The 14,809-nt window shown below is 35.0% G+C and carries 12 protein-coding genes; 3 read left to right on the forward strand and 9 right to left on the reverse strand.

Annotation, left to right across the window (positions count from 1 at the left end; translation table 11 throughout):
* Positions 1-172: 172 nt before the first annotated feature.
* The 8 genes from BHE19_RS09370 to BHE19_RS09405 form a co-directional block, all read right to left on the reverse strand.
* Entirely contained in the window at positions 173-1,351 is a 1,179-nt protein-coding gene (locus tag BHE19_RS09370; RefSeq protein ID WP_070907140.1) for an AIR synthase related protein, read from the reverse strand.
* A gap of 156 nt (positions 1,352-1,507) precedes the next feature.
* Positions 1,508-2,995: a carboxypeptidase regulatory-like domain-containing protein gene (locus tag BHE19_RS09375; RefSeq protein WP_233431367.1), complete on the reverse strand. Its 1,488-nt coding sequence runs from the start codon at positions 2,993-2,995 to the stop codon at positions 1,508-1,510.
* Between the two features lie 91 nt (positions 2,996-3,086).
* On the reverse strand, positions 3,087-4,457 hold the full coding sequence (locus BHE19_RS09380) for a CsgG/HfaB family protein (protein ID WP_070906887.1): 1,371 nt from the start codon (positions 4,455-4,457) through the stop codon (positions 3,087-3,089).
* A 61-nt stretch (positions 4,458-4,518) separates the two neighbouring features.
* On the reverse strand, positions 4,519-4,971 hold the full coding sequence (locus BHE19_RS09385; protein WP_070906888.1) for a curli assembly protein CsgF: 453 nt from the start codon (positions 4,969-4,971) through the stop codon (positions 4,519-4,521).
* Positions 4,972-5,059: 88 nt separating this feature from the next.
* Complete coding sequence (locus BHE19_RS22285; RefSeq protein ID WP_083342502.1) at positions 5,060-5,794, reverse strand: CsgE family curli-type amyloid fiber assembly protein; 735 nt, start codon at positions 5,792-5,794, stop codon at positions 5,060-5,062.
* Positions 5,795-5,798: 4 nt separating this feature from the next.
* The gene (locus tag BHE19_RS09395; RefSeq protein WP_070906889.1) at positions 5,799-6,278 is read right to left on the reverse strand and encodes a hypothetical protein; all 480 of its coding nucleotides are present in this window, start codon (positions 6,276-6,278) and stop codon (positions 5,799-5,801) included.
* 66 nt (positions 6,279-6,344) lie between these two features.
* Positions 6,345-6,971, reverse strand: a complete 627-nt coding sequence (locus tag BHE19_RS09400; RefSeq protein ID WP_081603555.1) for a hypothetical protein — start codon at positions 6,969-6,971, stop codon at positions 6,345-6,347.
* A gap of 395 nt (positions 6,972-7,366) precedes the next feature.
* Positions 7,367-9,556, reverse strand: a complete 2,190-nt coding sequence (locus tag BHE19_RS09405; protein WP_070906890.1) for a glutamine synthetase III family protein — start codon at positions 9,554-9,556, stop codon at positions 7,367-7,369.
* Positions 9,557-9,985: 429 nt separating this feature from the next.
* Between BHE19_RS09405 and BHE19_RS09410 the strand changes: the two genes are divergently transcribed.
* The 3 genes from BHE19_RS09410 (at position 9,986) to BHE19_RS09420 (ending at position 14,192) form a co-directional block, all read left to right on the forward strand.
* Entirely contained in the window at positions 9,986-11,002 is a 1,017-nt protein-coding gene (locus BHE19_RS09410) for a glutamine synthetase beta-grasp domain-containing protein (RefSeq protein ID WP_017498734.1), read from the forward strand.
* Between the two features lie 220 nt (positions 11,003-11,222).
* Positions 11,223-12,188 carry a TerC family protein gene (locus BHE19_RS09415; RefSeq protein ID WP_070906891.1) on the forward strand — a complete coding sequence of 322 codons (966 nt, stop codon included), beginning with the start codon at positions 11,223-11,225 and terminating at the stop codon, positions 12,186-12,188.
* A gap of 180 nt (positions 12,189-12,368) precedes the next feature.
* Positions 12,369-14,192, forward strand: a complete 1,824-nt coding sequence (locus tag BHE19_RS09420; RefSeq protein WP_070906892.1) for a T9SS type A sorting domain-containing protein — start codon at positions 12,369-12,371, stop codon at positions 14,190-14,192.
* Positions 14,193-14,256: 64 nt separating this feature from the next.
* On the opposite strand, the gene BHE19_RS09425 is transcribed toward BHE19_RS09420, so the two are convergent.
* Positions 14,257-14,781, reverse strand: a complete 525-nt coding sequence (locus BHE19_RS09425; RefSeq protein WP_026110203.1) for a hypothetical protein — start codon at positions 14,779-14,781, stop codon at positions 14,257-14,259.
* Positions 14,782-14,809 lie beyond the last annotated feature (28 nt).

Genomic DNA, 14,809 nt, shown 5'->3' on the forward strand with positions numbered 1-14,809 from the left:
CCCGATAGCAGTGAAAATCCTTTTGTGACGGGGTTCGGCACAAAAGATTATAACGAATAGCGGGATTAGCTCCTAAAAAAGCTAATGATTAATAAAAAAAGGCTCTGTTGTAAACTCCGGTATAAAAACCTTTGCCACTCAGAACCTTTGACCTTTTGTAACTCAAAAAATATTAATATTCAAATGTTCCGTACTCGCTGGTAATGGTAAGCTTTTTAGTATCTGCTGCTTCTACTCTACCCACGATTTGCGCATCGACATTGAATGATTTTGAAATTGCAATAATATCTTGTGCAATATTTTCGGGAACATAAAGCTCCATACGGTGACCGCAATTGAAAACCTGATACATTTCTTTCCAGTCGGTTTTAGATTGCTCCTGAATTAATTGGAACAATGGCGGAACCGGAAACAAATTGTCTTTTATAATGTGTAAGTTCTGAACGAAATGTAAAATCTTTGTCTGAGCTCCTCCACTGCAATGTACCATTCCGTGAATATCAGCTGGTGTATAGGTATCTAAGATTTTCTTGATAATCGGTGCATACGTTCTGGTTGGCGAAAGTACCAACTGTCCTGCATTTATTGGACTATTCGCGACAGCATCGGTTAAATTTACCTGACCTGAATAGATTAATTCTTCGGGCACTGCTGCATCATAACTCTCCGGGTATTTTGCTGCCAGGTATTTTCCAAAAACATCGTGACGGGCAGAGGTCAATCCGTTACTTCCCATTCCCCCGTTATAGCTTTTCTCATAAGTTGCCTGTCCAAAAGAAGCCAAACCAACAATTACGTCACCGGCTTTTATGTTGGCATTATCTACCACATCGCTGCGTTTCATGCGTGCCGTTACCGTTGAATCTACAATAATGGTACGGACAACGTCACCAACATCGGCAGTTTCTCCTCCTGTTGAATGAATGGTTACTCCAAACGATTTTAGTTCGTTGATTAATTCTTCTGTACCGTTGATGATTGCTGAAATAACCTCAGCAGGGATTAAGTTTTTGTTTCTTCCAATTGTTGAAGAAAGCAAAATATTATCGGTTGCTCCTACACACAATAAGTCATCAATATTCATGATTAAAGCATCCTGAGCAATTCCTTTCCAAACCGAAATATCACCGGTTTCTTTCCAGTACATATAGGCTAATGATGATTTTGTACCGGCACCGTCGGCATGCATAATCAAACAGTGCTCCTGGTCTTGCGTTAAATAATCAGGTACAATTTTACAAAATGCCTGTGGGAATAAACCTTTATCAATATTTTTTATGGCGTTGTGTACGTCTTCTTTTGATGCCGAAACACCTCTTTGTGCGTACCTTTTGCTAGAATCTGAACTCATGAAACTTAGTTTGTGTTGATGTGGTGCAAAGATAATCCCTTTTTTTAATTCTTTGATTGATTCGTATGCCTGATTCGCAAAAAAAATCGGCAGGCTTTTAGGCACTGCCGATTTTTTTCTATAAAATTGGTTATCAAAAATTGAGTTTTTAGTATTTTACCTCCAATCCGGCATTGAGGCGTTCTGGAATAGTGTTGTTCTCGAACCATTACTATTGCTGCTGGAAATAGTAACTTTTTGTATCATGTTGGCTGATAAACCATCGTTTGATGTATTGACATAAATCAGCTCTGCTTCATTTGGAGAGAATTTTACATCGAAATCATTAAATCCATTTGGTTTTTGACTTGCCAGTTCGGTTGAAGTATTGTCCGCAGCTGTATAAATAAATATTCTGGAGTCTAATCGTCTGTAAGTCGAATTTTCGAATCCTGAAACATCTCTCGTATAGGCAATTTTACTATTGTCTACAGAAATACTAATACCACTTGCTCCACCCGTTACTCCGGAAAGCACCTGATACAATACATCACCAGCGGTATTGATCACATATATCTCAACATTGTATCCCGACATATCGTTTACTTTGAGTACAATTTGTGACCCGTCCTGACTCCATTCACATTCTGAAATGAATTTTCCGTTTGGCGTTTTAAACAATTGAATCAATCCCGATCCGTCAGAATCAATACGATACAGTCTGTCAAAATTTGGATAAATAATTTGTCTTCCGTTAGTGCTCCAGCAATAATTAACATACTCCATATTAAATCCTGCTATAGGTATAAAGTTTGTAATTTTTTTGACATCAGTACCATCCGGATTCATTGTAAAAATTTGATTCAAAGATCCGTCAGAACTTATATAAGCAATTCTGTTGATGCTTAAATTTTTTCTCGGTCTGTAGCTGTTTACTTCGGCAGATGATAATTGAAGTTCGTTTCCCGCTTCATCAGCTGTATAAATGACATTGTTATTTTTTACTTTTTTAACATACAAATATCTCGGATTTGGAAATGCTAAAGTCGTAAAGGAGTTTGTTACACTATTTATTGGTTTATTAATTCCATCATCGGCTGTTACCTGCCAATAGTATTTCGTGCTAAAACTTAAACCTGAAATGTTAAGTTTTGTGTCTTTTAAATTGGCATAGGTTTTAGTTTCGTCTGTTGTTCCGTTTTTCACTGTCACGGTATAGGTCATCGGATCTGATTCCGGATCTTTTGCCGTCCATGTTAAATCCAGTGTTAGCGATTGCCCTGTAGCGTTGTCTGTAGGTGCGGTTAATATGGGAACATCTGGTGGTTTGTTGTTGGCAGTAGAGACTTGTAACTCAAAAATAATCTGAACTGTTATATCTTTCTCCACAGTGGCAGGTTCAAATCTGGCGGTAAAACCATCTTTTTGGGCCTGAAAAGAATATTTTCCCATTGTTATATTATCTATCTCGAAATATCCGTCTTTATCCGAAAATACGGTACTCGTAGTTGGGCTTGAAGAAATACGTGCGTTTTCTATTCCTTCATATGTTCGGGCATCTACTACTCTTCCTTTTACTGCTCCCGTTCCTGTTTCATCGATTTGATCTTCACTACAAGAAACCAAAAGCATAAAGCATATCAATATTTTTAGTCCTATTTTCATTGCGGTCTTGATTTTGTTAAACTTATACTGATTTTTTTTCTCAATTTGTTATTGAAAAAATATCACTCTTTGGTATTACACCAGCGAACTATTATTTCTTGTGCTTGGAACTTTTTGGGAAGTAATAAGTGAGTCCCAAACCAAGTCTCCAGTAATAATCATCTCTTTTACCTCTTACGATATAATCAACATTGTCGCTAAAGGTCATATTATATTCTGCGAATAATTTTACTCCTAAACTACTAGTCGCCATATATTCTAAACCACCTCCAAACTGAACTTTGCTATGAAAATTTTTGTAGTCCTTATTAAATTCAAATCCGTAACCACCAAAAACAAATGGAGTCAGGATATCGCGAGGTAATATGATGAATTCCAGATTGAGATCTGTAGATATATATCCCAATTTGTCTCTTCCTTTATTCGCAATTTTGAATGCATTGGCCGAGGCACTTATATTAAAAGCCGGAGTGAAAAAAAACTTCACCGCTCCTCTAGTCATTGGTGCCGGCTCCGGACTTTTATAATCGCCTTGTATAATGGCTGTTCCTCCGGCAACCTCTATACCAAAAAGGCCTCTTTTATCTTCTAAATTTCTATCGTATAATTGTGCCAGATCGGCTTCGCTTTTTTCTACATCATAGGCTGATATAAAAGCATCGATTTGATTTTGAGGCGCATTCACTTCCCAAAGCTTGTCTTTGATTCCTTGTACAATAAGGCCTTCAACGGCTTTTTCTATGACTTCGGTAACTGCCAGCTGAATGGGTTCATTTCTTGTAAAACCGGTTTCTACTTCCAAAAGTCGATTTAGATTTACGTATCGAAATAAACTGGCGTCTATACTTTGTGATAAGATGGTCTTAGAAACATAAACAGTGTTTAATATTTTTCCGTTTGAGGTAGAAACCAATCTTAAATATACCGTAACCCGATCTTGTCTGTATCGTGTAGAACCTCCGGCGCCAAAATATCGGGCTCCAAAACCTCCGGTAATAATATTGGTGTCATAGGAAATAATACCCCCTTCTAATAAAACTCCTGCAAAGAGTAAAGGCGTCAATACTGTTTCACCGCCTTCTTTTTTTGCTTCATATTCCTGACGTGTAGACCGGATAATGTTTCGTTCGTTTAATAAATTTCCCAGATTCTCACGTTCTATAGGAACAAACCATTTTGAATCTTGAAGTGCTTTTATTAAAATAGAAGTAGCACCCTGAGTAACTGCTGTGCTAAATGTGCTTCCAACTTCAGTCGCTTTGTATTGACCTGTCTGGTCTTTAAATTTATACACCCCTACCACAATCTGTTCTTTTGGTTTTGGCATATCGACTAAGTGTTCAGTTGCAGAAGTGTTTTCTCCAAAAACAGCTTTCTGAACTCCTACGGGTTGATTAAAATAAGCGCCACATCCTGAGAGTAGGCAGGTTATTAACAGTAGAAAAAGGAGAGTTTTATTCATAATTAGTTATTTTTTAATAATAAAACATGAACTTACTTTTTATAAAAATCGAATACCAGAACTATTTACCCGGTATAATAACTTGCGTTTGCTCGCCAGTTTCAATATCCAGAATATTGACAACCATTCCTAAGTTAGAATTGTAAATATCCACAGACAGCGTTCCGAAGACATAATTACCAGGAGTAAGTCCTCCACCGGTACCGCCTCCGGTACCACCTCCAGAACCTGTACCTGACCCAAATTGACTATCAAATAATGAATTTGAAATTCTATTGAGCAATTGGTTATTTAAAGTACTTTTAAAACGCTCCAGATCTGTTGGCTGCTTGTATCCGCCATTTGCAGAAGTATCTTTATAATCATTTTGTGCCTGCGCAGAACTAAGCATCCATTGATAATTAAAAGTTTCACCACCGCTAAAAGCTGGATTTATAGGCTTATAAGCAAGGTCCTGTGCGAAAGAAACGGTACAAAAACCCAACACAAATACGAATGAAATTAAATTTTTCATATTGCTGTTATTTAGTTTCCTACATTAAAAAAAAAAGAAAAACTCCTCTACAAAAATTACTTCTCGATTATTAATATTGAGTTATTTATTAATACTGAGTTATTATTTTATTCTGTTTTTCGATGTCTTTAAAATACTTAAATGCTTTTGATGCTGCAGATTCTGCCATGTATTTTAAAAAATCTTCGTCCGGACGTGAAATAAATTCTTCCACTATTTCTCCATCTATCAGAATAGTAATTTTTGTTGTACGTCCAAAAGTCAATTCCTCTTGAACGGTCACGATTTTACTTGTATTAATTCTTAGCTTTGAATATTGTGCATAAAAAAAATCATAAAAATCATTTCCCAGTTTTGTTTTGGTATCATTAGCAACAATCCCGATCATTTCAATTCCATCTACGGGAATTGGTTTAGCGGCATCTGATACTTTATCTTCTCCAAAAACAACACGGTCTTTACCTATCAATTCATTTTTTTCATCATAAATCAATAGCAATATTATAATCTCGTCTTCTGGTGTAAAATTGACTTGCGTTTTAGAAAGTTCAACTTTTTGAATCGGTTCTAATGTGACTCTGCCATCCTGAGCATTATTTGATTTATTCGAGTTTTTTTTATTTTTTTTAAATACAGTCAATTTATAAGATATATTTTTAAACTGCGATTTTAAGTTTTCTGCAGTTCCCGTAATAGCAAGTAAATTTTCTATTTCTTTTACTTCTATTTTGGCTTTTACTTCTATGTGAACTTCCTGAGAAAATCCAGATTCAGAAAAAAAAATAGCAAAAAATGCAATTAGTAAGTTCAAATACTTTTTCATGACACTAGCGATTGAATATGTAAATTGTCCCCGAGTTTCCCGTTTGATTAATTATTAAATCTTTAGATATCGAATTTGAACCGGTACTGATTACCGATAAATTATTGCCATACTGATTGATTCCCATGGAAGTGATTCCGCGTGAGTACATCGAAAAATCACTTATATAATTATTATTGCCTGTTTGTGTGTAGGACTGATTGATTTCATCAGCATTTTTGTAGACATTCATGTAGTTGTTGTTGCCTGTCTGTTGTGCGGTAACATAAGCATTACTGCTTATAATGGTTAAATTGGCTTGATTGTAATTTCCAATTTGAGCAACTGTTACGATGTTGTTGCTTTTAATATATTGACTTATCGTTTGATTTTGATTGCGATTGTATGCTTCATTTAATAAATAGTCACTTCTATTCACATCGATTACCTGAGCGAATAAAATCCCGGTGATTAGTAAGGATACAAAAGTGGCTATACGTTTCATGACCTATTGTAATTAAAAAAAAGGAAGAACTTAATAGCTCAAGCTCTTCCTTTTTCTGGTTTATTCTTAGTTAGATTGAATTACTACACTTCCATTTAAGAAACCTGTTTGAGTAACTGTGCTCATATGATCATTTCCAAATTGTGCAGTAGCTGCAAAGTTACCGGCTCCGTATTGTTGAATACTAGAGGTGTTATCCCAGCCTAATTGTAGAGTAGCTGCATTGTTAAACAGTCCTATTTGATCGGTAGATGCGGTGTTGCCATATCCGAATTGAAGAGTCAAAGCGTTATTAGCAAGACCAAATTGATTAGTAGTAGCTGTATTAAAGTTACCAATCTGTAACACATCAGAATTGTTGTAAGCTCCAATTTGAGTAGTAACTGCAAGATTACCAAACCAGATTCCTTGAGTGATACTAGAATCGTTATTGTCTCCGATTTGTGTTACGATAGCAACATTTCCTCCTCCTAATTGTCCAACAGTAGACTCGTTATCATCTCCGTACTGTCCTACAATTGCAACGTTGGCAATACCTATCTGGTCAACATCTGAGCTATTAGTTGCTCCTACCTGAACTACCAGTGCACCATTTAATAAACCTGTTTGGTCCACATCACTCATGTTACCTTGCGCAAAAGCTGCGACTCCTACAAACAGCATCGCGGAGATGCTTAAAATTACTCTTTTCATAATAAATATATTTAATTGGTTATTAATACATTTTATTATGTAGGTCAGCGTGATTTAGGGAAATCATGCAATCAAAATCTCCATTCGAAAATAAAAATTAAAGCCTTATTTTCTTTCTTTCATGATCAAAATTAGAAAACTTATCGCCAACCAAAACAGGTATAAATACCTATTTTCCAATATCTTAATTACTTTTCGATGAAGTGTAAAACTATCTCGATGAACTACTTTAATGCTTTTTTTCGTTGGCAAGAAAAAAGCTACTTTTCATAATTTAGTCACAATTCAATTTAAACATTTGTTAAAATAACGACATAATGATATTATTTTAACAAAACCATAAAAAAAATCCCATCTCAATAAAGACGGGACTTAATCGGGTATATTCTAAAATATTACTTCGTAAATAACAGTTCTCTGTACTTCGTTAGGGTCCAGCTTTCATCATCTACTAATAATTCTAATTTATCACAATGATTACGAATGTCCTCAAAATAAGGCTTTACATTATTGCAATAAGCTTCGGCCATTTTTTGTGCATCAGTCAATTGGTTTGCCGTTCTTCGTTCACTCGTCATTGCCAATACTTTAGAATTGATTCCTTCAATGTGTCCTGAAATTTCTTTAATCAGAACTATTTGCTCTTTTGCAATAGTTTCAAACTCCTTACCAAAAATTTCTTTTAATCCTTTTACATTTTCGATTAAAGTATTTTGATAGCGGATAGCCGTTGGAATAACATGATTTCTGGCAATATCCCCTAATACTCGTCCTTCAATTTGGATTTTCTTAGTGTATTCTTCCAATTCAATTTCGTAACGGGCTTCTGCTTCTACGTGATTTAAAATTCCTAACTCGTCAAATAACTCCAAAGCTTGCTTTGAAACCTTAGCTTTAATAGCTTCCGGAGTCGTTTTAAAATTACTTAATCCTCTTTTAGCGGCTTCTTTTTCCCAGGCATCGCTATATCCGTCACCTTCAAAAAGTATTTTTTTAGACTGCTTGATGTATTCTCTCAAAACATTAAAGATAGCATCGTCTTTTTTCATGTCTTTAGATTCAATCAAAGAGTCTACTTCAGTTTTAAAGTCTCTTAACTGTTTGGCCACAATAGCATTCAGAGTAGTCATCGCGTTGGAACAATTGGCATTTGAACCTACAGCTCTAAACTCAAATTTATTTCCGGTAAAAGCAAAAGGAGAAGTTCGGTTACGGTCTGTATTGTCTAAAAGAACGTCCGGGATTTTCCCAACTACATTTAACTTTAAGTCTGTTTTTTCTTCAGGGGACAATTTCCCGGTGGTTACACTTTCCAATTCTAATAATACTTTAGACAATTGTGCTCCAATAAAAACCGATATAATTGCCGGTGGTGCCTCATTAGCTCCCAAACGATGATCGTTGCTCGCTGTTGCGATAGATGCTCTCAATAAAGTTTCGTAATCATTAACCGCTTTAATTGTATTGATAAAGAAAGTTAAAAACTGTAGATTACTCATTGGCGTTTTACTCGGACTCAATAAATTAACTCCTGTATCTGTTGCCAATGACCAGTTATTGTGTTTTCCTGAACCGTTTACTCCTTTAAAAGGTTTTTCATGAAACAATACTTTAAAATCATGACGCTCCGCTACACGCTGCATCACATCCATTAATAAAGAGTTATGATCTACAGCCAGATTGGTTTCTTCAAAAATCGGAGCCAATTCGAATTGATTTGGCGCTACCTCATTGTGACGAGTTTTTACCGGAATCCCCAACAACATACATTCCTGCTCTAAATCTCTCATATACGTTAAAGCACGTGTTGGAATAGAACCGAAATAATGATCGTCTAATTGTTGTCCTTTTGCCGAAGTATGTCCCAGTAAGGTCCTCCCTGTCATCATTAAGTCAGGACGTGAATTGGCTAATGCTTTATCAATTAAAAAGTATTCCTGTTCCCATCCTAAAGTAGCAGTAACTTTCTTTACATTTTTATCGAAATATTTACACACTTCCGTCGCTGCCTCATCCATAACAGATAGTGCTCTTAATAATGGAATTTTATTATCGAGCGCTTCTCCTGTATAGGCGATAAATACGGTCGGAATACATAAGGTTGTACCATATATAAATGCCGGAGAAGTTGGATCCCACGCGGTATACCCTCTTGCCTCAAATGTATTTCTTATTCCTCCATTCGGAAAACTTGATGCATCAGGCTCCTGCTGTACCAATTGAGCTCCTCCGAATTTCTCTACAGGGTCACTTCCGTCATAAGAAGTTTCAAAAAAAGCATCATGCTTTTCTGCTGTTGTGCCTGTAAGTGGCTGAAACCAGTGTGTATAATGAGTTACACCTTTTGACAATGCCCATTCTTTCATCCCCATGGCAATATAATCGGCCAGTTTTCTGTCTATCTTAGTTCCGTGTTGAATGGCATCTCTCACTCCTTTTAAAGCATCAGAAGTCAAAAACTGCCTCATCGCTTTCTCATTAAACACATTTGAACCAAAAATATTTGACTTTCTGTCTATTTCTTCAAAATGTACAGGCTTTCTGTTGGAAGCTTCTTGTAAAGCTTGGAAACGTAATGTTGACATGTATAGTAGGTTTAAAAATTCGTAATTATTTTCATTAAAAAAGTGAAACAAATATAATCAATAAAAACCCCTGTTTGAAACATAAACCAGAGAATTTTATTCGATGATTTTTCAACATTAAGCGGTTTTTTCAAAGAATAATGAATTTGATTCGAAGAAATATAACAAAACACCGCAGTATTATTCATTAAATAAACATTTTTTCATAATTCCTTAAACTAAAAATTTAAAAAACATCCTTGATTTTTACGAATTTGCCTTTTTAAGGTATTAAAAATTACTTTTTTCAAAATATACCCCCTCACAAATTAATCTTATCTAAAAAATAATACTACTTCAAACAAAATAGCCCCCTAATTTTTAGGAGTAGAAAAATAAATCTATATTTGTCCCAACAAAAAAGAAACAAGAAAATTAATTTATATTATTATGGCTAAAATTAAGTTAGAATACATTTGGTTAGACGGATATGAACCAACCCAAAATCTTAGAAGTAAAACTAAAGTTGAAGAGCATGAAAATTTCAAAGGAACATTAGAAGAACTAGGAAACTGGTCATTTGATGGTTCCTCTACTAAACAAGCCGAAGGTGGATCTTCTGACTGTCTTTTAGTTCCTGTTGCAATATATCCAGACCCAACCCGTATCAACGGATGGTTAGTAATGTCAGAAGTTATGTATGCTGACGGAAAACCACACCCTTCTAACGGTAGAGCTACAATTGATGATGATAATGATGATTTTTGGTTCGGATTTGAACAAGAGTATTTTATCATGGATACCAAAACTCAGCTTCCGCTTGGATTCCCCGTTGGAGGTTACCCTGCTCCACAAGGAATGTACTACTGCTCAGTAGGTGGAAAAAATACTCACGGAAGAAAATTAGTCGAAGAGCATGCTGATCTTTGTATCGCAGCCGGAATTAATTTTGAAGGAATCAATCAGGAAGTTGCCTGCGGACAATGGGAATTTCAATTATTCGCTAAAGGTGCTAAAAAAGCCGGAGACGAAATCTGGGTTGCTCGTTACTTATTAGATCGTTTGACTGAAAAATACGGTTACTATATTGAATACCACCCAAAACCACTTGGAGATACAGACTGGAATGGTTCAGGTATGCATGCTAATTTCTCTAACGAAGTACTAAGAACATGTGGAGACCAAGCTACTTACGAAAGAATCTGTGAAGCTTTCAGACCTGTTACTGCAGAGCACATTGCAGTTTACGGAGCTTACAACGACCAACGTTTAACTGGTAAACACGAAACCGCTTCTATTCACGATTTCTCTTATGGCGTTTCAGACAGAGGATGCTCTATCAGAATTCCATTAATGACCGTACAAAAAGGATGGAAAGGCTGGTTAGAAGACAGAAGACCTGCTTCAAACGGTGATCCTTATAAAATCGCTGCAAGAATTATCAAAACTGTAAAATCAGCATTGTAATTCAGATTTAGAACATATATAAAAGTGCTAACGTAATGTTGGCACTTTTTTTATGGAATTGCCTGTCCTATCAGTCAAAAAGACAAACGTTGTGTAAATTTTGAAAGTAACTTTTTAATACTTAACGCTCTGATTCTGCCCAAAAATGACAGACAGGATAAATAATTATAATTGATATAATTTAAAAACTATCTTTGTGAATCACTAAAAAAACACCCTAATGGTTTGGATTTTCTTTTTAATAGCAGTTGCACTTATTCTCGCTTTAGACTTAGGCGTTTTCAACAAAACCCCACATATTATCAGCACCAAAGAAGCAAGTAAATGGACACTGATCTGGGTAACCCTATCCTTTCTTTTTTCAGGAGTTATCTATTGGCTCTATACTACAGATTACATCGCAAATCCTGACAATCTGAAACCCGCCGTTGCTTCCATGAAGTTTATAACCGGTTATCTGATTGAGTTATCTTTAAGTGTGGACAATATTTTTGTGATCGCCATTATTTTTGCATCCTTCAAAATACCACAAAAATACCAGCATCGTGTTTTATTCTGGGGAATTCTGGGAGCCGTTGTTTTCCGTGGACTAATGATTTTCTTTGGTGTAATGCTGATTAATAAATTTGCATGGACTACTTATTTATTTGGAGCCTTTCTGCTTTTTACCGCAATCAAGATGCTGTTTACAGGCGAAGATGAAGATTTTCAGCCCAAAGATTCTTTCATTTATAAAACATTAGGAAAAATCATTCCGATCACTTCCCATATGGAGGGCGAAAAATTCTTCATTCCCACAAAAACAGCAAAAAAAGCAGCCACACCATTATTTGTAGCGCTGATTGTGATTGAATTCATGGATGTGCTTTTCGCCGTAGACAGTGTACCGGCAATTCTGGCTATTACTTCTGATCCTTTTTTAGTGTTCAGCTCTAATATTTTTGCCATACTGGGATTACGTTCGATGTACTTTTTCCTAGCCAATATGCTGGCAAAATTCAGCTATCTGGAATACAGTCTTATTGCTATTTTAAGCTTTGTAGGATTAAAAATGCTGCTTCACGATTTCATTCACGTACCGGAATGGGCGTCTTTAGCCTTCATTGCTCTTTCCCTTTTAGCGGGTATTCTGGTATCTTTAAAATTTGGAGCAGAAAAAGAACTTACTGATACAGATAAGGAATAGCACTTCTAAATAGTGTCAATAAAAAAGGAGATCATGATGATCTCCTTTTTTTATTTTATACTAAATCTCAAAACCCCTATTGTGTTAAATTATAGTATTACACTTATAATTTAACTTTTTAAAATTTCAAAAATATAATATTAATCCTATTTTTAACTTTATTATAATTTAAAAAAAATCATGAATAAAAATTACATTTATCTTAGTTTATTGCTCTTATTTAGCACAATAATGTTTGGACAAAAAGTTACACTTGCACCTACCATGGTTAATGGATTAAGTGTCACCTCGGGGCCAATAAATTTAGGCGGAATTTCCTATTCCTATATATCACTATCTGTTAAAGTAGAAATCCCTAACAATGTTGCAGTTGGAGATCAGGGCACTTTAAAAATTTACTTTTCAAAATTATCCCCACAAAATGTTAACATTGCTATTGGAGGTGACGGAGGCCAATTATATTTTGGTGGCGGGCAATTTGCCACCAGAAATTTTAATATTAATCTTAGCTGGGGAGATTTTTTAACCTCCGGAGGATTTGTTTATGCTGAATATAAAAATCCAGCAGGAGCAGCCTACAAAAGTTCAAATATTGCCGTTATAAAAAATCCAACACTTAACGGAGGAGGAACAGTGATACCGCCTGCGGATGCACCTGATCCTACGAAAATCTCTAACACTTTATGTTGTAATCAAATTGTAAGATTAGGAGACAAACCTACACCTATAACTGGTTCACAATATTCTAATCCTTACAAAGATCAACCTTATGGAATAAACTCTTCTTGGGAAGCTAATGGAAATGGGAGTGTACGATTTAAAAACTTTGATAATGTAAATCAAATTCTGGAAATTGATCATATCACTGAAATAGGCAATTTTAATGTCATCAGAAGTTTGGGGTATAACCATACTAGTGAGAAACCGAATAAAAGCAACTCAGTAGCTATCACGGTTGTTCCTTCTCCAATATTCAGAAATTCAATTTCAGCTAATGAACAAGTAAATTCAGAAGGATTTATTGAGTTATCAAGTTTAAAAAAACTAGCTATTTCTGGAGAAAATTCAATAGTAAACTTAAAAGTCTTAGAAGATCCATTTTATGTTGTTCAAATGAGAGACCCTGGTGCAAAGGTAGATAGTTATAAATGGGAATACACTACTATTGATAAGGGAATGATAGAAAGATGGACTACCATAACTAATGAAAGCTCTCCAAACTTAAGTTTTTCCGATCCATCACAATTTTCAAATTTTGAAGACACTTATTATCTTATTAGAAGGATAGCTATTTATAAAAATATTTCACAAATTAGTAATCAAATAAAGGTTTTAGTTAGGGGATTGCGTTACAACAATACAATTTGTTGTGATCAAATTTTAAAAATCACATCTCCAAATAGTTTCGAAAATTTACAACTTATCACGGGATCCACAGCCAGTCTTGACAATCCTTATCCAGAGGGTTATGATTTCCGAATTTATTTAACAAATTATCAATGGCAAAGTCAAAGCTTAGAAGGAGACTATCCTACTACTTCATGGTCAAACATCCCGGGGGCGACTTCTAAAGATTATATTCCTTCACTACCTCTTACTATTATTACTGATAGAAGAGGGAGATACAGTTTCAAATCGACATATAAATTTAGACGAATTGCTACAATGAATTATGTAGTTTTAGTTAATAGCCAAAATATATATGGAGTAGTTACAAGCCACAGTAACGAAACTTATTTAGACGGTACTGCTTCTCAACCTTATATACAACTTTACCCAAATCCAACTTCTTCAATTTTAAACATTGAAAGTACATCAGATATGCTAAATTCTAAAATTACAATCTCTAACGTTATGGGTAATGTAGTAAATTCAAACAACTTTTCAGTATCAAACCCCAAACTAATAAATATAGATGTCGCGAATCTTCCAACGGGGACCTATTTTATTACAATTGAAAATGAACATGTTGGCACAATTCAAAAAACATTTATCAAACAATAAAAAAATGAATATTCATAAAAAAAGGAGATCGTGACGATCTCCTTTTTTTATGACATTCTAATGATTAGTTTAGCTTTTTAACCTTACTATCATCAATGTTGTATTTTTTAATAACAGCATTGTAATCAGAGTAATCTGCTTTATTTACTGATTTACCAGTACTTGAAAATGCTCCCGGCACAATTACAATTCTAAAAGTTTGATTTTTTATAAACTCAGGTGTTAAAGCTAAATCATAATTCCCGCCTGCAAAAATAGTGAAATCGCTTTTACTAAAATCAAAATCATAATCAAAATCACCCTTTGAAGTATAAACGGTTCTTGGGATTTGCTGCCAGATCGGAGTAGTTGGATTAACTGTTCCCGCCAATCTGTAAATTAAAATCACATCAGAATCAAAAATTACTGGATTCAGTTTTTGATAGATATTGTAACCGTCGGTAGCGTTATAAGAAAAATTAACATTTTGAAGTTCAAACACTTCTGCTTCTGGTCCTGGAGGTCCCACTGGTCCTTCTGGTCCTTCACAACTAGAAAATGTAATCAGTCCAACGACTGCAACTGCGAATAGGGTAAGTATCTTTTTCATAATTTCTGTGGTATTATTTGTTTTTAGA

Origin of the sequence: Flavobacterium tructae, assembly GCF_001853485.1 — a bacterium.
GTDB lineage: Bacteria > Bacteroidota > Bacteroidia > Flavobacteriales > Flavobacteriaceae > Flavobacterium > Flavobacterium tructae.

What these genes read in the sequence shown, in the direction of transcription:
- BHE19_RS09370 (WP_070907140.1), bottom strand. Translation starts at nt 1,351, where the DNA reads ATGAGTTCAGATTCTAGCAAAAGGTACGCACAAAGAGGTGTTTCGGCA.
- BHE19_RS09410 (WP_017498734.1), top strand. Translation starts at nt 9,986, where the DNA reads ATGGCTAAAATTAAGTTAGAATACATTTGGTTAGACGGATATGAACCA.
- BHE19_RS09380 (WP_070906887.1), bottom strand. Translation starts at nt 4,457, where the DNA reads ATGAATAAAACTCTCCTTTTTCTACTGTTAATAACCTGCCTACTCTCA.
- BHE19_RS09375 (WP_233431367.1), bottom strand. Translation starts at nt 2,995, where the DNA reads ATGAAAATAGGACTAAAAATATTGATATGCTTTATGCTTTTGGTTTCT.
- BHE19_RS09395 (WP_070906889.1), bottom strand. Translation starts at nt 6,278, where the DNA reads ATGAAACGTATAGCCACTTTTGTATCCTTACTAATCACCGGGATTTTA.
- BHE19_RS09425 (WP_026110203.1), bottom strand. Translation starts at nt 14,781, where the DNA reads ATGAAAAAGATACTTACCCTATTCGCAGTTGCAGTCGTTGGACTGATT.
- BHE19_RS09405 (WP_070906890.1), bottom strand. Translation starts at nt 9,556, where the DNA reads ATGTCAACATTACGTTTCCAAGCTTTACAAGAAGCTTCCAACAGAAAG.
- BHE19_RS22285 (WP_083342502.1), bottom strand. Translation starts at nt 5,794, where the DNA reads ATGAAAAAGTATTTGAACTTACTAATTGCATTTTTTGCTATTTTTTTT.
- BHE19_RS09420 (WP_070906892.1), top strand. Translation starts at nt 12,369, where the DNA reads ATGAATAAAAATTACATTTATCTTAGTTTATTGCTCTTATTTAGCACA.
- BHE19_RS09400 (WP_081603555.1), bottom strand. Translation starts at nt 6,971, where the DNA reads ATGAAAAGAGTAATTTTAAGCATCTCCGCGATGCTGTTTGTAGGAGTC.
- BHE19_RS09385 (WP_070906888.1), bottom strand. Translation starts at nt 4,971, where the DNA reads ATGAAAAATTTAATTTCATTCGTATTTGTGTTGGGTTTTTGTACCGTT.
- BHE19_RS09415 (WP_070906891.1), top strand. Translation starts at nt 11,223, where the DNA reads ATGGTTTGGATTTTCTTTTTAATAGCAGTTGCACTTATTCTCGCTTTA.